The 19,715-nt window shown below is 41.4% G+C and carries 16 protein-coding genes; 9 read left to right on the top strand and 7 right to left on the bottom strand.

The features are described from left to right. The first annotated feature begins 149 nt into the window (after window positions 1–149). A complete protein-coding gene (locus ACI2IW_RS00295) occupies window positions 150–1,850 on the top strand; it encodes an AMP-binding protein (RefSeq protein WP_404692276.1) in 1,701 nt (566 codons plus the stop codon). A gap of 91 nt (window positions 1,851–1,941) precedes the next feature. On the opposite strand, the gene ACI2IW_RS00300 is transcribed toward ACI2IW_RS00295, so the two are convergent. From ACI2IW_RS00300 to sohB, 5 genes are all read right to left on the bottom strand, one after another. Continuing rightward, entirely contained in the window at window positions 1,942–2,811 is an 870-nt protein-coding gene (locus ACI2IW_RS00300) for an SDR family oxidoreductase (RefSeq protein WP_290175831.1), read from the bottom strand. Between the two features lie 138 nt (window positions 2,812–2,949). Next, window positions 2,950–3,714 carry a histidine phosphatase family protein gene (locus tag ACI2IW_RS00305; RefSeq protein ID WP_404692277.1) on the bottom strand — a complete coding sequence of 255 codons (765 nt, stop codon included), beginning with the start codon at window positions 3,712–3,714 and terminating at the stop codon, window positions 2,950–2,952. A gap of 48 nt (window positions 3,715–3,762) precedes the next feature. Continuing rightward, window positions 3,763–5,007, bottom strand: a complete 1,245-nt coding sequence (locus ACI2IW_RS00310) for a phosphotransferase family protein (RefSeq protein WP_165598620.1) — start codon at window positions 5,005–5,007, stop codon at window positions 3,763–3,765. A 241-nt stretch (window positions 5,008–5,248) separates the two neighbouring features. Continuing rightward, window positions 5,249–6,499, bottom strand: coding sequence for an acyl-CoA dehydrogenase family protein (locus ACI2IW_RS00315; protein WP_227526716.1), 1,251 nt, complete (start codon window positions 6,497–6,499; stop codon window positions 5,249–5,251). 258 nt (window positions 6,500–6,757) lie between these two features. Continuing rightward, the gene (sohB, locus tag ACI2IW_RS00320; RefSeq protein WP_404692278.1) at window positions 6,758–7,738 is read right to left on the bottom strand and encodes a protease SohB; all 981 of its coding nucleotides are present in this window, start codon (window positions 7,736–7,738) and stop codon (window positions 6,758–6,760) included. Window positions 7,739–8,112: 374 nt separating this feature from the next. Between sohB and aspS the strand changes: the two genes are divergently transcribed. The 4 genes from aspS (at window position 8,113) to ACI2IW_RS00340 (ending at window position 12,925) form a co-directional block, all read left to right on the top strand. Then, a complete protein-coding gene (gene aspS / locus ACI2IW_RS00325) occupies window positions 8,113–9,939 on the top strand; it encodes an aspartate--tRNA ligase (protein ID WP_404692590.1) in 1,827 nt (608 codons plus the stop codon). A 67-nt stretch (window positions 9,940–10,006) separates the two neighbouring features. Beyond that, window positions 10,007–11,038 carry a lysophospholipid acyltransferase family protein gene (locus ACI2IW_RS00330; protein WP_404692279.1) on the top strand — a complete coding sequence of 344 codons (1,032 nt, stop codon included), beginning with the start codon at window positions 10,007–10,009 and terminating at the stop codon, window positions 11,036–11,038. Between the two features lie 216 nt (window positions 11,039–11,254). Next, window positions 11,255–11,971, top strand: a complete 717-nt coding sequence (locus ACI2IW_RS00335) for a glycosyltransferase (protein WP_201547463.1) — start codon at window positions 11,255–11,257, stop codon at window positions 11,969–11,971. 96 nt (window positions 11,972–12,067) lie between these two features. Beyond that, a complete protein-coding gene (locus ACI2IW_RS00340; RefSeq protein ID WP_404692280.1) occupies window positions 12,068–12,925 on the top strand; it encodes a hypothetical protein in 858 nt (285 codons plus the stop codon). 69 nt (window positions 12,926–12,994) lie between these two features. Here the strand turns inward: ACI2IW_RS00340 and ACI2IW_RS00345 are convergent, their stop codons facing one another. Continuing rightward, window positions 12,995–14,152 carry a glycosyltransferase gene (locus tag ACI2IW_RS00345; protein ID WP_404692281.1) on the bottom strand — a complete coding sequence of 386 codons (1,158 nt, stop codon included), beginning with the start codon at window positions 14,150–14,152 and terminating at the stop codon, window positions 12,995–12,997. Between the two features lie 260 nt (window positions 14,153–14,412). On the opposite strand from ACI2IW_RS00345, the gene ACI2IW_RS00350 reads away from it, so the two are divergent. The 4 genes from ACI2IW_RS00350 to ACI2IW_RS00365 all read left to right on the top strand — a co-directional run bounded on the left by ACI2IW_RS00350 (window position 14,413) and on the right by ACI2IW_RS00365 (window position 18,555). After that, on the top strand, window positions 14,413–15,414 hold the full coding sequence (locus tag ACI2IW_RS00350) for a Stealth CR1 domain-containing protein (RefSeq protein ID WP_290175837.1): 1,002 nt from the start codon (window positions 14,413–14,415) through the stop codon (window positions 15,412–15,414). Between the two features lie 100 nt (window positions 15,415–15,514). After that, entirely contained in the window at window positions 15,515–16,681 is a 1,167-nt protein-coding gene (locus ACI2IW_RS00355) for a nucleotide sugar dehydrogenase (protein ID WP_290175838.1), read from the top strand. Further along, window positions 16,681–17,694 carry an NAD-dependent epimerase gene (locus ACI2IW_RS00360; RefSeq protein WP_404692282.1) on the top strand — a complete coding sequence of 338 codons (1,014 nt, stop codon included), beginning with the start codon at window positions 16,681–16,683 and terminating at the stop codon, window positions 17,692–17,694. The genes ACI2IW_RS00355 and ACI2IW_RS00360 overlap by 1 nt, the downstream gene beginning before the upstream one ends. A 93-nt stretch (window positions 17,695–17,787) precedes the next feature. Then, entirely contained in the window at window positions 17,788–18,555 is a 768-nt protein-coding gene (locus ACI2IW_RS00365; RefSeq protein WP_189584985.1) for a hypothetical protein, read from the top strand. Here ACI2IW_RS00365 and ACI2IW_RS00370 read toward each other — a convergent pair. Next, window positions 18,552–19,652, bottom strand: coding sequence for a glycosyltransferase (locus tag ACI2IW_RS00370; protein WP_189584982.1), 1,101 nt, complete (start codon window positions 19,650–19,652; stop codon window positions 18,552–18,554). The two genes, ACI2IW_RS00365 and ACI2IW_RS00370, sit on opposite strands and share 4 nt — an antisense overlap. Window positions 19,653–19,715 lie beyond the last annotated feature (63 nt).

Consider the following 19,715-nt stretch of genomic DNA (forward strand, 5'->3'; position numbering starts at 1 on the left):
ATAAGGGCCTCGTATTTTAGCAGTATGTGAATATATAGGATAGCACTCGACAATTTCTTGCTAACGGAACAGCAACTTGAATTGTTGACATGGATGTGACTACTTTTTTATAGAGCCTTAATTTATTTTAATATTTAAGGACGCTAATCATGACTGTAGATAAACCTTGGCTTGCTCAATACCCAGAAAACGTACCTAAGACGATTAATCCGGATCAGTATGAAAGCCTCATAGAGTTATATGAAGAGTGTTTTAACCGCTTTCGTATGCATCCGATGACTATCTGTATGGGTGTGACGCATACTTATGGTGATGTTGATAACGCTTCACTGGCAGTAGCAGCATGGTTACAGGCTCAAGGTTTACCTAAAGGCAGCGTAGTAGCTCTTATGATGCCGAACGTTCCACAATACCTACCGACTATGATTGGTATTCTGCGTGCAGGTTATGTTTGTACGCCGATAAACCCACTATATACGGGTCGTGAACTGCGTCACCAATTGAATGACTCGGGCGCTCAGGTTATCTTTGTTGTTGACAACTTTGCCCAAGCGCTTGAGCAAGTTATTGAAGAGACCAATATCAAACGTATCGTGCTATCGAAAATGGGCGATATGATGGGTCTGAAAGGTATTTTGGTCAATACGGTTATTCGTCAGGTTAAACGCTTGGTTCCAAAATACAACCTGAATGACCCTAAGTACAATGTCACTAAATTCCCTGAAGTATTAAAAAAGGGTAAAAACCTACCGATTCAAGCACCAAAAACCACCCTACAACAAAAAGCGATTTTGCAATATACAGGTGGTACGACTGGGTTATCTAAAGGCGCTGTCCTAACACAACGTAATGTCGTTGCTGCTGCTATGCAATCAGAGGCATGGTATCGCCCTGTGACCTCAGGTATCAACGAAGTATACATCAATATGGTTATGGCCTTACCGCTGTATCATATTTTTGCCTTTATGCTGAGTTTGCTCGGTATGCGTTCAGGTTATACCTTTATCTTAGTACCTAATCCGCGCGATATGCCAGGGTTTATTAAAACGTTATCAAAACAACCATTCCACATCTTTCCTGCAGTCAACACTCTATTCAAAGGGTTACTTGACCAGTCAAACTTTAAAGACTTGGACTTTAGCTCGTTACGTATCACTCAAGCTGGTGGTATGGCGGCAACTGAGCAAACCGCAGCACGTTGGTTAGAAGTGACTGGCTGCCCTATGGTTGAAGGTTGGGGTATGACTGAAGGCGTGGCTGGTGGTACTGCCAACGTTATCACTGACCGCAAGTTCAACGGTACTATTGGTATACCTGTACCGAGTGTCGATATTATCGTGGTTGACGAAAACGGTGAGCGTGTTGGCATGCATCAAGCAGGCGAGATGTGTATCAAAGGTCCAAACGTCATGTCAGGATACTTTAATAAAGACAATAGCAATGACTTTACTCGCGATGGCTACTTCCGCACTGGCGATATCGTTAGCATGGATGAGAAAGGCTACTTTACTCTACTAGATCGTAAGAAAGACATGATTTTGGTTTCAGGATTCAATGTATTCCCGAATGAGATCGAGTCAGTTATGCTCGATTGTGATGGCATCGTCGATTGTGCTGTGATCGGTATTCCTGATGAAAATCAAGGTGAAGCGGTTAAAATTTACATCGTACCTGCCGATAATAACGTCACTAAAGAATTCATTAAAGAATTTGCGCTGGACAATTTGACTGGTTATAAGTGTCCACGTCATATTGAGTTTGTTAGTGAACTACCAAAGAGTAATGTTGGTAAAATACTACGTCAAAAACTTCGTGAACAGCATATGTCAAATAATCCTCAAACGTTGTAATACTTGCCCTGCTATTTAGAGTAAATAAAAGAAGAAGCCCACTACAATAATAGTGGGCTTCTTCTTTTCAGCATTAAGAAAACCGATTTGATTAGCTTAGTTTATTCATTACCTGTAATGGCAAGTGCTTCATCGCATGACTGACCATAGACCAAGGCAGGCTCGGCACACAGGCTTCATCCACACCCGCTTCGATAGCCGCGACAATGGCTTTAGTACCAGTATCTGTATCGACTTCAAATGGCAATGGCTTAGAGCCTTCGTTGATTTCAGTGCGAATATAACCTGGGTAAATTGTAGAAACTTTGATAGGAAGATTGGTCAAAAGCATATCAGCACGAATGCCTTCTGCTAAATGGGCCAAGCCAGCTTTACTTGCACCATAGGTTGTCAGATGCCTAGGCAATCCACGCATGGCTGACATGCTCGATATCACGACCAAATGCCCACTATTCTGAGCACGGAAGATATTCATAGCGGCTTCACACTGTGCCAGTGCTGCTACAAAATTGACATCAGCAGTGCGACGGTTGGTTTCAAAATGCCCTTTACCAATGCGGCGACTATCACCAATACCTGCATTAACCACTACTCGCTCAATGCTACCGAAATCATCTGCAAAAGCATCAAACACTTGAAAAACCGTATCATAATCACTTACATCTAGTGCTTGGTATTCGACTCGAATATTAGGATACTTGTCCATCATTTCCGATTTTAGATGCTCTAAACGATCAGTGCGACGCGCACATATGGCCAAGTTGTAGCCAAGGCTAGCAAACAGTCTGGTCATACCCTCGCCCAGACCTGAACTAGCACCTGTGATAAGCACCGTTTTACCTGTGCCTACTTGCTGCTTACTCAGGTCTTTTAGATAGCTTGCAGGTCGAACCGCGCCTACTATCTGGTTTTTGCTATGGCGCGCACTTTTAGCAACCAATTTTATTAATTTATTTTGCATGTACCATCCTTTGTATATCGATATTGTACAGAATCAAATTGGTAACTTTTTAGTATAAACGTCGATAAGGCTTATACTTTAAGCAGATATGACACTACCTTACCTTACCTTACCTTACCTGTATAATCATGCGCAAATTTAACGCCATGTCACGAATGGTTTGCCATCAGAGAATAAATGACTATATTCATTTAAAGACAACAAGCGAGAGCTTTGATTCTTTAAAGTAATAGAGGTTACACCCGTATTGACCAAGCTTTTATTCAGCTGATAAGCAGTCTGACTACCTTGTCGCAATAACTGTGCAGTGATTGCAGCGATGACACCGCCTGAAGTGAATACGAGCACGGTACTGTCCTGACCTAAGCTCATGCTTGCTACTTTTGTACGTACTTGTTCAAGGGCTTGCTGTGCACGATTATTAAACTGTGGCCAACTTTCAAGATAATCTTGATCATTGTCACCAGCATGCCAACGTTGCATCGCTTGATCAAATAGCTCAGCCAGTCGGGTGGCTGGGAATTCTGCTTTAGCGATTTCAGCTGAGATGTCAGTTCGATTACCAGATGCCTCTGCTGACTTAACAAACACGTCTTTATGATTAAACTCATCAAACTGCGGCAGAATATAACTATCAGGCTGATCAAAGTTGATTACAGGCGCAACAGCTGTGCCATTGCTATTACTGGCATGTACAGATGACTGGTAACGCTCCCAAAAATGACGTGCTGAGTCTTGCTGCCGAACCAACCTACCAGTAAATATGGCATCAATACGGCGCTGCGTAGCTGCATAGTGCTGACCTAGCATTTGTGCTTGGACAGTACCTAGCTCTGAGAGTTGATCATAGTTTTCTTGTCCAAAAGACGCTTGGCCATGACGTGCTAGAAGTATGGTTGTCATAAATTATTACCTTTTATCCTATTTGCTAAAGTACGGTTTGCTGAATGCTTACGCTTCAGGAGAGTCAGGTGCTTTTGCAAAATAACCTTTTGGTAAAATACTTTTGACAACTTTTTGAACAGGGCTTGGTAACTGCTCAATAGCAGCAGCATCTACGCCTATGTCTTCTAAATGCGGCTGCACATGCGCATTGAATAAGGCTTCGCCTTCATATTGCGCAATCAGTTTCAAACATTTAGCATGCATGACATGTATAACGAGCCAAGCGTTTTTGAACGCTGGATTGGTGGTTTGCTTATGATAATAACGATAGTAGATCTGTTGAATGATACCTGAGAGGCGGAACAAACCAAACACTTCATAGAAGGTCCAGTTATCTATCTCTAAACCTGACTGTTTTAGATAATATTCAACCACTTCATCACGCGTCATCATGCCTTCTAAATGTGTTGGCTGACGACGGAACTGCTGCATGATGATATTATCATCTTCTTCAATCCAGTAAGCCAACGCACTACCCAAGTCCATCAATGGATCGCCAAGGGTTGCCATCTCCCAGTCGAGCACGCCAATCACTTTGGTCGGCTCATCTGCATCAAGTATGACATTGTCAAAGCGCCAATCATTATGAATGATACAAGTTTTGCTATCAGCAGGCGTATGCTTAGCAAGCCATTGTCTGACCAATGCAAAGCTTGGTACGTTTGGCGTCTTTGCTTTGACATAACGTTTATCCCATCCACTGATCTGGCGTTCACAGTAACCTTCACCGCGGCCCAAATTGACCAAATCAGGATGCTCGGTATAGTCTATCTGATGTAGCTCTACCAAAGCGTCTAATACATTGGTGCAAAGCAGACGCGTTTGTTCTGGATTTAGATCAATACCTTCTGGTAATTCTGCACGAGGGATAATACCTTCCATCCGCTCCATTACATAAAAGTCAGCGCCGATAACAGCTTCATCCGTACATAGTGCAATCATCTCAGGTACATAAGGATAAGCATCTTTTAATGCTTTTTGAACGGTGTACTCACGCACCATGTCATGGGCAGATTTTGCTTTGGTACCTTTTGGTGGACGACGTAATATGAGATCTTGGTTTTTATCTTCACCTTCATATTGTAGTCGATACGTCCAGTTTGATGCGCCGCCTGAGAACTGAGTGACTGTAGGCTCGCCTACCACGTCGACACCTTGACCGCGAAGCCATTCACTGACTGCTTTGGCATCAAGCTCTTCACCTTCGCGTACGGCACCGCCTTTGTCTAGTACTTTATTATCAGTTGCCATGAGACATTCCTTATCATGTGGTCATTTATTTTTATAACAGATATGCGAGCTAGTTCTCAATTCAATTTATCTCATTCTTCTCACTATTTTTGAAATAAGGACTCGCTTTAGTGATGAAAAATTCACTACTAAGTTGTTAATAGTGAATTCTTAATTAGCTTGTTGATTGGTTTATTCTTGATAGTTGCGTGAGCAAATCAAAACTAACTCACACAACCGTTTGTTAAGATGAAACTTAAGGCTAAGCTTTGTCAGATTTAGCAGAACGACTAAAGCCCTGACGTTTTAGTTCTAGCTTAGCAATCATGGTTTTATGTACTTCATCTGGACCGTCTGCTAAACGTAGTACACGTGCTTGCGCGTAGAAATTCGGTAGCAAGGTATCTTGGCAGACGCCCATACCACCATGAATCTGAATTGCCATATCGACGACTTCTTGTAGCACAGTTGGCGCCACTACTTTAATAGCAGAGATTTCAGTCAATGCGGCTTTGGTGCCTTGAGCATCCATTTTTTGTGCGGCGTACAATGTGAGCAAGCGTGCTTGGTCGATTTTGATACGGGCCTCGCTGATACGCTCAAAGTTACCACCCAATTGTAGTAATGGCTTACCAAAGGCAGTACGTGACATGCCACGTTTGACCGCTAATTCAAGAGATTTTTCAGCAGCGCCGATACAGCGCATGCAATGATGAATACGGCCTGGCCCTAGACGACCCTGTGCAATCTCAAAACCTTTACCAGGTCCACCAATAAAGTGGCTGACAGGTACACGTACATTTTCAAAGCTAATTTCACCGTGCCCGTGCGGTGCATCATAATCACCAAACACTTTAAGCATACGTTTAATGTTCACACCCGGAGTGTTGACTGGTACAAGCACCATCGAATGCTGATGATGACGGTCTGCACTTTCATCCGCGGTATATGCCATCACAATTAAAACATCAACCGCTGGATCGCCAAGACCAGATGACCACCATTTGCTACCATTGATGACAATCTCATCACCATCTACTACCGCTGTTGCTTGCATATTGGTTGCATCACTTGACGCTACATCAGGCTCAGTCATACAAAACACAGAACGCGTCTTACCTTCTAGGATTGGCGTGAGCCACTTGTCTTGCTGCTCTTGAGTACCGTAGCGCCATAACAGCTCCATGTTACCGCTGTCAGGGGCATTACAGTTAAATACATGAGGTGCTAGCAAACTGCGACCAGTCAATTCTGCAATAGGCGCATAATCAGTGACTGACAGTCCTGCACCTAGTGTGTCATCTGGCAGGAATAAATTCCATAAACCTTCTTCACGTGCTTGCTTGCGCAGGTTTTCGTAGGCTTCTGGCCACTCCCAGTTTTCCCAATTACCATCAGGGTTTTTCTTATGACAATCTTCCCAGAATTGGGCTTCGATAGGCTCAATATTCGTTTCGATGAACGCTTTGACTTTGGCATGCATGGCTTGACCATGTTCTGTTGCGGTAAACATTAAATTGTCGTTAGACATAAATGACTTCCTTTTCTTTATTGATTGTCTAAATCAAATGTTGATAAAAAGCTCTACTAGAGCTTTAGTGCACGCACGTATACTGTTTTCCGTGTGCTACATTTATAACACAGCAATTGTCAATAAACAGCAAAAAGGCGCGACCAGCTAGGCCACGCCTTTTACAAAATATAAACAATGTATCCAAAAACTTCTGAGCACTAAAATACCATTATTTAACTATCATAATGATAATTAACATTATTTCAGAATATTTAGGCGACTATTCAAATCAAAACGTGCAAGTGCATCAGGTAGTTTATCTACAGCCATGCTCAGTGTCGCTTCTGCTGCTTGAGCCAGTCCTAACTTTTCTGCTAACGTCGGCTTCTGACGTGAATATAGTGCGTACACTTCGTTGTCTTCCATACGTTCCAAAATATAGCTGTCTGAAGTTTGTAGACTATCAATTAAGTTAAGCTTTAACGCATCTTCGCCATACCAATGCTCACCCGTAGCTACTTTGGCAACATCAAGTTCTGGACGATATGTATTAACAAAATGCTTAAATAGCTCATGCGTCTGCTCTAGCTCTTCTTGGTATTTGGCACGGTCTTCGGCATCATTTTCACCAAATACAGTTACCGTACGCTTGTAGTCACCAGCGGTAAACATCTCATAATCGACGTCATGGTTTTTTAGCCATTTATGGAAGTTTGGCAGCTGCGACACCACACCGATTGACCCAATGATAGCGAATGGTGCGGCTATTACTTTGTCTGCAACGCAGGCCATCATATAGCCACCGCTCGCCGCCACTTTATCAACACAGACCGTCAATTTTAAACCAGCATCTTTTAGGCGAACCAATTGCGCTGCGGCCAAACCATAGCCGTGTACCAGACCACCGCCTGATTCGAGACGGACGATAACTTCGTCACCTTTATTTGCAGTACTAATTAAAGTACTGATTTCTTCACGCAAATGTTTGACTGCAGTTGCTTTGATATCACCGTCAAAATCGAGTACAAAAACTTGCGCCTTATCATCGGTATGTTTTTTCTTATTTTTAGTTTTTGCTTTTAATGCTTGCTTGGCGTTTTTGGCCATGGCTTTTTTGAACTGTTTGAGGGCAGCTTTGCCTTGGGTGGCTTCCATCAAATCTTCGCGGCGCTGCTTTTGAGCATCATTCAAGTGGCATATCTTAAGCTCAACAGGGTTTTTAGGGGGATGAAATAGCATGGTTACAAATCCTCAAGTCAGTAAATATATTGATATGGCTGTTTTTATTAGCGTGCGGTTGATATGTGCACACTAAGCGGTGTTTTCAAGCATGATGACAATATTTAACCCAATATAAATAACGCAGAATAAATACGTCAGATACTTGCAGACTCCCGTTCTTTGATTGAACTCAGCCGGTTGTATAACAAGGGCAGATTAGGCATAATATGCGTTTATAACAAATTTTCTGCAGCCAACGTGATGACCATATGTCTTAATCGCGTTGTTTGTGTGTTTTTTTTGCAAATAGCTTGAAACGCACAACAATGGCTGCATTATTGTACTTCGAATTGGGCTGATAACTGGATAACCATATTATGACGCAAAGCACTATGACGCATAGCGAATACCGAGACGAGTATTGCGGAGCTGTAACCGAGAGCTTGCTTGAGCAAACCATTAGTATCGTAGGCTGGGTACATCGTCGTCGCGATCACGGTGGCGTGATTTTCTTAGACATGCGTGACCGCGCGGGTATCTTACAGGTCGTAGTCGACCCTGATACCCCAGAAGCTTTTGCAGCAGCTGATGCTGTACGTCCTGAATACGTGCTAAAGATAACTGGCCGCGTACGTCGCCGTTATGAAGGTACTGAAAATAATAATATGACCAGTGGCCAGATTGAGCTATTGGGCAAAGAAATTGAAGTACTGGCTAAGTCTGAAACACCGCCATTCCCATTGAATGACGAAAAAACGACCGTATCAGAAGACTTGCGTCTAAAGTATCGTTATCTTGATATGCGTCGTCCGCAAATGCAAGAGCGTATGGTGTTCCGTGCCAAGGCAACTTCAGCGATTCGTCGTTATTTAGATGATCATGGCTTCTTGGATGTTGAGACACCTATCTTGACTCGTGCAACGCCTGAAGGTGCGCGTGATTATCTTGTACCATCACGTACCCGTCCAGGTAACTTCTTTGCCTTGCCGCAGTCACCACAGTTATTTAAGCAATTATTGATGGTGTCAGGTTTTGACCGTTATTATCAAATTGCTAAATGCTTCCGTGATGAAGATTTACGTGCCGATCGTCAGCCTGAATTTACTCAGGTGGATATTGAGACTTCTTTCTTGAACGAAGAAGAGATCATGAACATCAACGAAGGTCTTATCAAGCATTTGTTTAAGACAATGATGGACGTTGAGTTTGAACAGTTCCCTCGCATGACTTACGCAGAAGCCATGCGTGACTATGCATCAGACAAGCCTGACTTACGTATTCCTTTAAAGTTGGTTGACGTTGCAGACTTGATGAAAAACGTTGACTTCAAGGTATTTGCTGGCCCTGCAAACGATCCTAAAGGTCGTGTGGCTGCCCTACGCATCCCTGGTGGCGCATCATTAAGCCGTAAGCAAATCGATGCTTATACCAAGTTTGTTGGTATTTATGGCGCACGCGGTTTGGCTTATATCAAGGTCAATGACGCTAGCAGCATCAACAACGGTGTGGATAAAGAGTCAGGCCTACAGTCTCCAATCATCAAAAACATGACTGATGACGTGCTTGTGAGCCTAATCGAGCGTACTGCTGCAGAAGATGGCGATATTATCTTCTTTGGTGCGGATAAAGCCAGTGTCGTGAATGATGCAATTGGTGCATTACGCCAAAAAATCGGTCTAGACCTTGAAATGACGACTTGTGAATGGGCCCCACTATGGGTGACCGACTTCCCAATGTTTGAAGAGACTGACGATGGTCGCTGGACGTCGATGCATCATCCATTCACTAAGCCTAAAGGCTCAGTTGAAGAGTTGAAAAACAACCCAGAATCTGCCCTTTCTATCGCTTATGACATGGTATTGAACGGTACTGAGATTGGTGGTGGTAGCTTACGTATCAATACTTATGATATGCAGCAAGCTGTACTTGAAGCCTTGGGTATTGGTGAGCAAGAAGCTGAAGACAAATTCGGTTTCTTACTTGATGCCCTAAAATTCGGTGCGCCACCGCATGGCGGACTAGCATTTGGTTTGGATCGTTTGATTATGTTGATGGTAGGCGCAAGCTCTATCCGTGACGTTATCGCCTTCCCAAAAACCAAAACAGCTGATTGCCCATTGACCCAGGCACCTGCTGGCGTTGATAGCAAACAACTACGTGAGCTTGGTATCCGTGTGCGTGAAAAAGCACAAGCTGATACCAGCAAGTCTGCTGAATAAATCGTTTGATGATGCGCGGTTGCTGTCTACAGTACTTGTTACGTGATTCATTACCATGTGAGTGGTCATGAATCCGTATCATATTTTCAAAGTCGTGCCATTGTCTGTATTGCAGATGCTGGCACGTTTTGTTGCGTGGGTTATCATTAAGATACCCAGTCTAAGTATCATGCGTACCATTCAGATCAATCTGGCGCTGATTACTCATACATTATCTGAGCAGCAAAAGCGCGCATTGACCAAAGACATTATTTATCATCAATGTCTGACCAGTATTGAATCTATAAAAAGTTGGGCGATGCCACCTGAGTGGAGTATCGCTCAGATTCGTGATGTCCATAATAAAGACATTCTTTTAGAAGGTCTTGCCAATCCAAATGGCATGCTTGCTATCGTCCCGCATCTCGGCACTTGGGAGATGATGAACGCGTGGCTCAACCAGTTTGGTGCGCCAACCATTATGTATAAGCCAGTTGACGGCAAATTCGCTAACGAGTTTATCCTTCAAGGGCGAGCCCGACTTAATGCCACTTTGGTACCTACTGATGGAAGCGGCGTTAAAGCCGTGTTTAAGACGCTCAAGCAAGGTGGTTTTAGTATCGTACTGCCCGACCACGTTCCAGAGCCATCAGGCGGCGTTGTCGTTCCGTTCTTTGGTATCAAAACTTTGACCAGTACCCTCGCCTCCAAACTGGCCAGCAAAACCAAATGTGCGCTGGTTGGCTTATCTTGTATTCGCCGTACCGATGGACGCGGTTTTGACATTTACTGCTACAAACTCGACGATCCAGCCTTGTATGACCGTAATGCTGAAGTGGCGACTCATGCTCTCAATCAGGCCATGGAGCGTATGATTACAGACAACTACAGTCATTATATGTGGGGCTATCGACGTTTTAAGCGTATTCCAAACTTAGGCAATCCTTATAAAAAAGATAAAGAGACTTTAGCAGCCTTTATCCAATCTCACCATTCTAACGTTTCTAGTCGTTCTGCTAGCGATATCAACGATAGCGTTCGAAATAACAACGTTAAAAGCGACAATGTTAAAAACGATAGTACTGTTAAAAGCGATAACACTAAGCTCGACAATCATTAGTCATCACCAACCTAGCGTTGCCTATTTAGACATACCAGCAGTCACAGCTATGCTAATATTGGCTGAACTCTATATTCCTTTACTTTTATTAGTCCTTCATTTATCTGACTATTATCTCAATACGAGTGCATTATGACATCTGACGTAACTAAGACCTCATCTATAGACCCTAATCAGACCAGCACAAATGTTGCTGAACAGCGTTATATCATCTGTATGAAATGGGGCGACAAATATGGTCCTGAATACGTCAATCGTCTCTACAACATGGTTAGTCGACATCTAACCTTAGATTTCCAAATGGTTTGCTTGACTGATGACAGCACAGGTATTGACCCTGCGATTGCCTGTTACCCGATACCCGATATGGATTTGCCAGCAGGTCCTGAACGTGGTTGGAAGAAACTGACTACCTTTAAGCCTGAGCTGTATGACTTAAAAGGTGTGGCCCTATTTTTAGATATCGATATCGTCATTGTCGATAATATCGATGCGTTTTTCACTTACCAAGCAGAACATGAAGACAGCGTCGTCATCATCCGCGACTGGAAAAAACCTTGGCGCATGATTGGCAATAGCTCCGTCTATCGCTTTAATATTGGTATGAATACCTATCCTGATTTGCTGTCCAATTTTGAGCGAAACTTTGAAACCATTCGCACCCAAGTACGTCACGAGCAGGCCTATCTCTCTAACTATTTGCGTGAGCATCATCACCTAGAGTATTGGGATAAAACATGGTGTGTCAGCTTTAAGTATCAATGTATTGCGCCGATTCCTTTTAACTTTGTACGCACACCTACTCTGCCGGATGATGCAAAAATCGTTATCTTCCATGGTGAGATTAACCCGCCAGATGCAATTGCTGGCAGTGGCGGTAAATGGTATCGACATGTGAAGCCAAGCCCATGGTTAAAAGACCATTGGCAATAGATGCTTAGCAATTAACCATATTTAGACAATTTATAATTAGCATAAAGGCCGTGTATTAAGATATAAGATAGGTGAAATAAACGACTGGAAAATAGTATGGCGCTATATTTGAGATTACCTGCTACCGCTGGGTTCAATATTGATAATGAGCTCATCATTATCAATGCTTTTAATGCCAATGAACCAGCACAAAGCCTGCATGGAAAAGACGTCAATATTATCGCCTCAGGGCCATCTATACAGCAGCTGCCGTTAGCAGAGCTACTAGATACGCCTACTATTTTTGTCAATGGCAGTATCAGCCTGATTGGGCAGCATCAGTTTACCGATATTGTTGGTTACGTCATCAGTGATGCGCGCTTTATCAATCATCAGCCTGAGATTTTACAGCAGTACTATACGGGTCAACCTCTATATGCAACGTTAGCTGTCTTTGAAGCAATGGCAACCACGCACCCTGATATTATGCGAACGTATCATCATGCCATGCGAGTGTTGTATCCCGTAGATAGGCCATGGGGAGTGAAGTCAAACAAGCTATCTTTTAGTAAGCTTATCTTTAAGAAAAAATTACTCAATAAAAAAATGCCGCTATCGTACTTTATCAATAATCCAAACTTTATCATTGATAGCGATCATAAAGCGGCTGACATCGGCGTCTCTCTTAACATTACTCATGGATTTGTGGAAGCAGGAACCGTTGCTTATGTCGCGGCGCAGTTAGCGTTTTCGCGTCAAGCAGCGAGTATTCATCTGTACGGTATTGACCTGCTTAACAGTAAGCAACCACGGTTTTATGAAAATAAAAACAATAGTGCGCCAAGTATGCTCAGCAAAGTCATGCACGAGCGGATTGTCCCTTCGTTTAACTTACTCGGCAGAATCTATCAATCGCATGGTGTACCCGTCGTCAACCACTCTCCTATCTCTAAATCGCTATTTGACACTTTTTAATTAATGACTCGCAATTAATAATCTCTACTTGATGGCGTTTAATTAAGAACTACTACACGTTATAAACCTTCATTTTTTATCTGAATCTAAAACAGAACCCAACGCTAAGTACTGTCTTGCAATATGTTCAGGCAGTAACTGCTGGTTTAGCGGCACGATATAATCTGTAAGGTTGTCTATGGCTTGGTCGATAAGCATGGCCAACCCATCAATATCACCTACCGCAATCAAGTTCTGCTCAGGTAATAGCTCTCGTGGACCAAAAGGACAATCCGTACTGATTACTGGCACACCCAGTGCCTGCGCCTCTACGATGACATAACCAAAACCTTCAAACTTAGAAGTAAGCACCATTAGTGCAGCTGACCTAATTAATGGATAAGGGTTGGTCTGAAAGCCTAAAAATTTAATACTATCGCTAATATTTAGTTGGACAGCCAACTGTTTAATCTCTGCTTCAAGCCTACCTTTACCCACTAGTACTAACGGCAGCTTTCGTTCTGTTTTGGCATATGCCTGTAGCAAGTCTCGATGACCTTTCATGCTATCAAAAGAGGCAACATGTATAATGTACTCTTTATCTACTAAGCCGAAATCTTCAAGATGGCTAGACGCTGCTGCTTTGGTATTTATATCAGTAGCATCACAAGGATTGTAGATTGTTGTGGTTTTGGTGATATTTCCTATAAGATCAATCAAATCTTGGCGTGCACCCTTACTTACACAGCTACAAGGATGAGCGCCATAGACCGTTTTCAAATGATTTATAGTCTGTACTGACGACTCTAATAATTGGTTTTGGAACTGCTTTGATAGCGCTGTATGCAGTACATTTACGATATTTGGCAACTGGCTATATGCCATAATCCAGTTTATTTTATAGATATTGGCCAGTATCAAATCTGGCACTCCTATTTGGCTAAGCACGTAAGTATCAATACGTTTAGCAACTGATTCGTAGGCTTGTGCTTGCGTAGATTCTGGGTCGAGATTCTGCTCAGAAAACATCTCATCATATGGCACGATATGATATTGCACACGAGCGTCTAGTAGCATATCTTGCGTCGCTTCCAAGCATAGGATATGAGTACGATAGCCCATATCTGCGTAAGCGCTTGCCAACGTCGTAACCATACGCTCAGCACCACGACCTTCAAGCGCTTTTAAAATAAATAGAATAGTAGGTGGCATCAGTGTCTCAGCTTGATTTTTTAACGGTATAGGCATGATAGGTTAGCCAAATGAATGCAACTATGGTCATAATTATTGCAGCGTTCTGACTTTATATGCTAGTCTCACCTACCGCTGGTGCTCGGCATTTACTTAGTAAAGTACGAGCAGGATTTAACGGTATCTCTATAAAAAATTATGATTAGTCTAACTATCTAAATCGATTAAACCTTGTTAATAATCGCATCAGCAAATATCATGGCTGATCTAATATCGCTACTAAAATAGATGTGTATCCGCAAAGAACAGGATCAGTTATGAAGCAGCCTAATGAAAATACATTAGACATCGTCATTGCTTGGGTAGATGGTGCAGACCCTATACTCAAACAAAAGCGAGAACAGTATAAGCCAACTAAAGAAGTGGCATCTGACGCAATAACTGACACGCGTTTCGCTAGCGACGATGAGATATATTATAATATTGCTTCTATCATCAAATATGTGCCTTTTTGTCGTCATATATATATTGTCACAGATCAACAAAAGCCAGCGTTCATCGATGAGTTTGCCAAGCAAGGTATTTGCTCAGCAGATAAAATACGCATCGTTGATCATAAAGACATATTTTCGGGTTACGAGCAGTTTTTACCTACGTTTAATACCCGATCGATTGAGTCGATGATATGGAATATTGAGGGGCTATCTGATTACTTCATCTATATGAACGATGATTTCTTTTTTAACCAACCAGTACAAATAGATGACTTTTTGAATGGTAAAAAGCTGAACATTCACGGCCACTGGCGTAAAAGTGCGGCATTAAATGCTAAGCTTAATTTCCGAAAATCTCGTTTTAAATTGTTTGGCACACCGATTCAGCCAAGGCATACTATCGCCCAAATGCTAAGTGCCAAAGTAATCGGTATGGATCAATTTTTTGAAATTCATCACTATCCTCATATCGTCGATAGGAACATATTGAAAGATTATTTACTAAACCAGCCTCAGCTGCTGACAGAGCAGATTAGATATAAATTTAGAGATGTGGCGCAGGTGAACCCAATAACCCTGATGAATCATCTTAAAATTCAAAAAGATGAAGCGAATCTAAAACCCGATACCTCTGTCAACTATCTAAAAAATGAAAGTAGTGTCGAGGGTTTTATTGCTGCTTTAGAAGATAAATCTATCAAGTACGGTTGTATCCAGAGCCTAGACCTTCTGGAACCAGATTTACACAACAAAATCAGCCAAGCTATGAAGCATAAATTTTTAGCGTATCTCCCCGCTTCTGTGACGGGAACATCAGGTCTCTGAGCTAAGGTGATCTGACACAGTATCGTGATTTTGAATCTTATTTAGCACAAACTAATTTTGGATTAGATCCATCAAAGCATAAACATCAATTGGATATATTATGAAAATAACAGTAGTAGGTACAGGCTACGTAGGCCTATCAAATGCAATGCTATTGGCACAGCATAATGAAGTCGTCGCTGTCGACATTGTTCCTGAAAAAATCGACTTATTGAATACTCAGCAGTCCCCTATTGAAGATGAAGATATTGAAGACTTTTTATCAAATAAAAATCTCAACTTTTCTGCGACACTTGATGCAGCGGCAGCCTATGAGGGCGCTGATTTTATTATTGTGGCGACACCAACTGATTATGACGCCAAGACCAATTACTTTAATACATCAACGGTAGAAGCAGTGATTGAGCAAGTACTTTTGGTCAATCAACAAGCAACCATTATTATAAAGTCTACCGTACCAGTAGGATATACGGCGAGTATTAGAGATCGTTATGCAACTGACCGTATTATCTTTTCACCCGAATTTCTGCGAGAAGGTAAAGCGCTGCATGACAACCTTTACCCTTCTCGAATCATTGTAGGTGAACAGTCAGAACGGGCTCAATTATTCGCGAATTTATTACTTGAAGGCGCGATCAAAAAGGACGTGCCGCTACTATTTGTAAAGCCCACTGAAGCTGAGGCAATCAAGCTGTTTTCTAATACTTATTTAGCAATGCGCGTGGCCTATTTTAATGAACTTGATACTTACGCTCAAACCTTTGGACTTGAAACCAAACAAATCATAGAAGGTATTGGTTTAGACCCGCGCATTGGTGATCATTATAACAACCCATCATTTGGCTATGGTGGCTACTGCTTACCTAAAGATACCAAACAGCTATTGGCAAATTATGATGAGGTGCCAAGTAACCTAATAAAAGCCATTGTCGACTCCAACAGAACTCGTAAAGATTTTATCGCTGATAAAATTATTGAAAGAAAACCAAAAATTGTAGGTATACACCGATTGGTTATGAAAAGCGGATCAGACAACTTCAGAGCTTCTGCCATACAAGGCATCATGAAACGTATTAAGGCAAAAGGTATTGAAGTCATTGTTTACGAACCAGTATTAAAAGAAAGTACCTTTTTCAACTCACAAGTTATTCAAGACCTAGAAGCGTTTAAATCAATGAGTGATGTCATTGTGGCAAACCGTTTATCTGCTGAAATCGAAGATGTGGCGGACAAGGTCTTTACCAGAGATTTATTCGGGAGCGACTGATGAATATATTAGTCACTGGTGCGGCAGGTTTTATTGGTTTTCATTTAATCAAAGCTCTACTAGAAATAGAGCTGCCTAATAGCAATAATTGCATCGTTGGTATTGATAACATCAACGACTACTATGACGTGAGCTTAAAAGAAGATCGCTTAAAACTACTAAACGAAATATCGGAACCAGAATACTTTACTTTCATTAAGCTAGACCTTGCTGATCGCGAAGCCATGTCTGATCTTTTTTCTACCTATCAATTCGATATTGTCATTAATTTAGGTGCACAAGCAGGTGTCCGCTACTCTATCGAAAACCCGAATGCTTATATTGATTCAAATGTGGTTGGCTTTGTTAATATACTTGAAGGCTGTCGCCATCATGATATTAAGCATTTAATCTATGCCAGCTCCAGCTCGGTCTACGGTATGAACATAAAGCAGCCATTTACCACTGCTGATTGTGTTGATTTTCCTATCAGCTTATATGCAGCCACGAAAAAATCAAACGAGCTCATGGCTCATAGCTACAGCCATTTATATAATATCCCTACGACAGGATTAAGGTTTTTTACCGTTTACGGTCCTTATGGTCGACCTGATATGGCATATTTTTCTTTTACCAAAAAAATTCTAGCTGGTGAGCCAATCAATGTCTTCAATAATGGTGATATGCAGCGTGACTTTACCTACATTGATGATATTGTAAAAGGTATCATTCGGATAATGGATAAAGCCCCCTCTCCTCAATACTCTACTATCACTACAGCGACCGCCCCTTATAAAATATATAACATTGGCAATAATCAACCAGTAACTTTACGCCGTTTTATCACTGCCATCGAAAACGCTTGTGGCAAAAAAGCGCAAGAGAATTTATTGCCGATGCAAGCAGGTGATGTGCCTATTACTTATGCGGATATAGACGAGCTAGTAGATGATATTGATTTCAAACCTGATACCAGTATCGAAGATGGCATCACAAAATTTGTCGAATGGTACAAGCAATACTATTCAGTTTAAACAAAAGTATTTTATAAACCACTTTGGTATCAATTTTTTCGACAGACCTTTAAGCTCTAATTGCATCATACTTGTTCAAAGGATTTTAGTGACATGACTACACCTTCAAACTGGCAAAGAAAACTGCTATTGATATTTCTAAGTGAAAAAAGATTGAATGCGGGTAAGATTGTCAAAAACTATGATGGTAAAAGCTTTAATGAGATGAAAACGACAATAATCACTGAGTCATCGTGTGATATTGAAGCACTGACAGATGAGCGTAAAAGTACAGACTTAGAAATCCACTTAAATAACTTAAAGTATCAATCTTTAGGAGAGTCTGAGCTCTGCTTTTATCACAATACGCTTATTATATTGATGCGCCGCAAATACAAAATAGATAAAACTTTTGCTGAATTTGAAAAGCTTTGGGAGTCAGAAAGCGATTATTTATTAGAGCATCTTTCGCTGCGCTGGATTGTCTCAGCCTGCGATACTTTCATTGATCACTCAAACAACAGTCTTAGAGCTGCTATTTTAATGAACGTCATCACTCTAATGAATACCTTAAGAGTTCATGAGACCAAAAACTTTTTACAACTAAGCGCTAATGCTGAACCTAAGCCGTTATTAGACGAAAAAACCGACATACTGTATGCCGGCGATTTGCCTCTATACGATGGACTTACTTATTTCCGTATTGGTACCGACGATAGCTTAAGAAATATGCGTAAACGCTATAATAAATTTCAGAAAGTCGATAAGTTAGCTACAGCTATACTCCTCGCTGTATTTGAAAAACTACAGAATAACCAAAGTGCTTTCGCTACTCTACGGCAATTGCATAGAGATGATTGGTCCAAATGGTGGTTAGATTAAGACCTTTTATCTGTATTATTAACATTCGATGCAAATTCGATATACTTCTTGGCTATTGTGACAGGAAGGAGTGCTTCGCTAAATTCAGAGTGAAATTGCTCTGGATCTTTCATGGCTAGGCTTAACTTAGCTGCAATAGCATCTATGTCTCTCATAGGCATTAGGTTTTTTTGAGGTAACAACTCACTTGGCCCAGATTGGCAGTCAGTACTGATAACTGGTGTTCCTAAAACTAAAGACTCTGCAATCACTAAAGCAAAACCTTCCCAATCAGAAGTCAATACTTTAAATTTCGCATGCTTTATATACGGAAAAGGGTTTTCATGGAAACCTAAAAAGACAACTTTATCTTCTAGATTGAGCTCTGCTACCAGCGCCTCTGTATTGCTTTGAAGCTTCCCTTTACCCAAAAGAAGCAACGGCAAAGACTGATCTGTCTTCGCGTAAGCTCTCAATAGCACATCATGACGCTTTGCTTCTTTAAAACTGCCAACGTGAATAATATAATTTTGATATTCTGGAATGAAAGCATCAGCTAACTTTTGAATACCATCTCTATCAATAGGATTATGTATTGCTGTAGTTGAGGTAACATGACCAAAGTTTTCTACAAAATCCTTTTCTACTCCGTTACTGACACAGGCACAAGGATTTTTGGAATAAATTCTCGTAAAGTTTTCTTTTCTCTGATGACCAACATCTGTTTTTGCAAACTTATACAGTAATGACAAAGTATTATGAATCACGTAAATGATGTTCGGCAGGCTACTGTAGCTAAAAATACTGTCTGAACGATCAAGATTAGACAAAATGATATCAGGCTGTCCGATATTTTTTTTGACATAACGATCTACCGCATGAGCGAAAAATTTATCGCGACGCTGTGTTCCTGGTATCATCTTGTAGGGTTTGAATTTGAGCACATGATAAATAAGGTTTGGATTAAGATCATATTCAACCCGTGGTTTGAATCTTAAAATATGTACTTCGTATCCTAATTCGTAAAACCCCTGCCCCAAAGTAAGAACGACTCGCTCTGCCCCTCCACCTTGTAAACAATTAATAGCGAGCAACGCTACTTTTTTATCCTGCTTCATAAACGACAACCTATGGATGAATTTCTATTCATTTAATGTGTGAAATATTATTATATTAAATGA

The sequence above is a fragment of the Psychrobacter sp. NPDC078501 genome, from assembly GCF_044900935.1.
Taxonomy (GTDB): domain Bacteria; phylum Pseudomonadota; class Gammaproteobacteria; order Pseudomonadales; family Moraxellaceae; genus Psychrobacter.

What these genes read in the sequence shown, in the direction of transcription:
- ACI2IW_RS00310 (WP_165598620.1), bottom strand. Translation starts at nt 5,007, where the DNA reads ATGGCAACTGATAATAAAGTACTAGACAAAGGCGGTGCCGTACGCGAA.
- ACI2IW_RS00330 (WP_404692279.1), top strand. Translation starts at nt 10,007, where the DNA reads ATGAATCCGTATCATATTTTCAAAGTCGTGCCATTGTCTGTATTGCAG.
- ACI2IW_RS00365 (WP_189584985.1), top strand. Translation starts at nt 17,788, where the DNA reads ATGACTACACCTTCAAACTGGCAAAGAAAACTGCTATTGATATTTCTA.
- ACI2IW_RS00345 (WP_404692281.1), bottom strand. Translation starts at nt 14,152, where the DNA reads ATGCCTATACCGTTAAAAAATCAAGCTGAGACACTGATGCCACCTACT.
- ACI2IW_RS00305 (WP_404692277.1), bottom strand. Translation starts at nt 3,714, where the DNA reads ATGACAACCATACTTCTAGCACGTCATGGCCAAGCGTCTTTTGGACAA.
- ACI2IW_RS00370 (WP_189584982.1), bottom strand. Translation starts at nt 19,652, where the DNA reads ATGAAGCAGGATAAAAAAGTAGCGTTGCTCGCTATTAATTGTTTACAA.
- ACI2IW_RS00335 (WP_201547463.1), top strand. Translation starts at nt 11,255, where the DNA reads ATGAAATGGGGCGACAAATATGGTCCTGAATACGTCAATCGTCTCTAC.
- ACI2IW_RS00315 (WP_227526716.1), bottom strand. Translation starts at nt 6,499, where the DNA reads ATGTTTACCGCAACAGAACATGGTCAAGCCATGCATGCCAAAGTCAAA.
- ACI2IW_RS00295 (WP_404692276.1), top strand. Translation starts at nt 150, where the DNA reads ATGACTGTAGATAAACCTTGGCTTGCTCAATACCCAGAAAACGTACCT.
- ACI2IW_RS00350 (WP_290175837.1), top strand. Translation starts at nt 14,413, where the DNA reads ATGAAGCAGCCTAATGAAAATACATTAGACATCGTCATTGCTTGGGTA.
- ACI2IW_RS00300 (WP_290175831.1), bottom strand. Translation starts at nt 2,811, where the DNA reads ATGCAAAATAAATTAATAAAATTGGTTGCTAAAAGTGCGCGCCATAGC.
- ACI2IW_RS00355 (WP_290175838.1), top strand. Translation starts at nt 15,515, where the DNA reads ATGAAAATAACAGTAGTAGGTACAGGCTACGTAGGCCTATCAAATGCA.
- aspS (WP_404692590.1), top strand. Translation starts at nt 8,113, where the DNA reads ATGACGCATAGCGAATACCGAGACGAGTATTGCGGAGCTGTAACCGAG.
- ACI2IW_RS00340 (WP_404692280.1), top strand. Translation starts at nt 12,068, where the DNA reads ATGGCGCTATATTTGAGATTACCTGCTACCGCTGGGTTCAATATTGAT.
- sohB (WP_404692278.1), bottom strand. Translation starts at nt 7,738, where the DNA reads ATGCTATTTCATCCCCCTAAAAACCCTGTTGAGCTTAAGATATGCCAC.
- ACI2IW_RS00360 (WP_404692282.1), top strand. Translation starts at nt 16,681, where the DNA reads ATGAATATATTAGTCACTGGTGCGGCAGGTTTTATTGGTTTTCATTTA.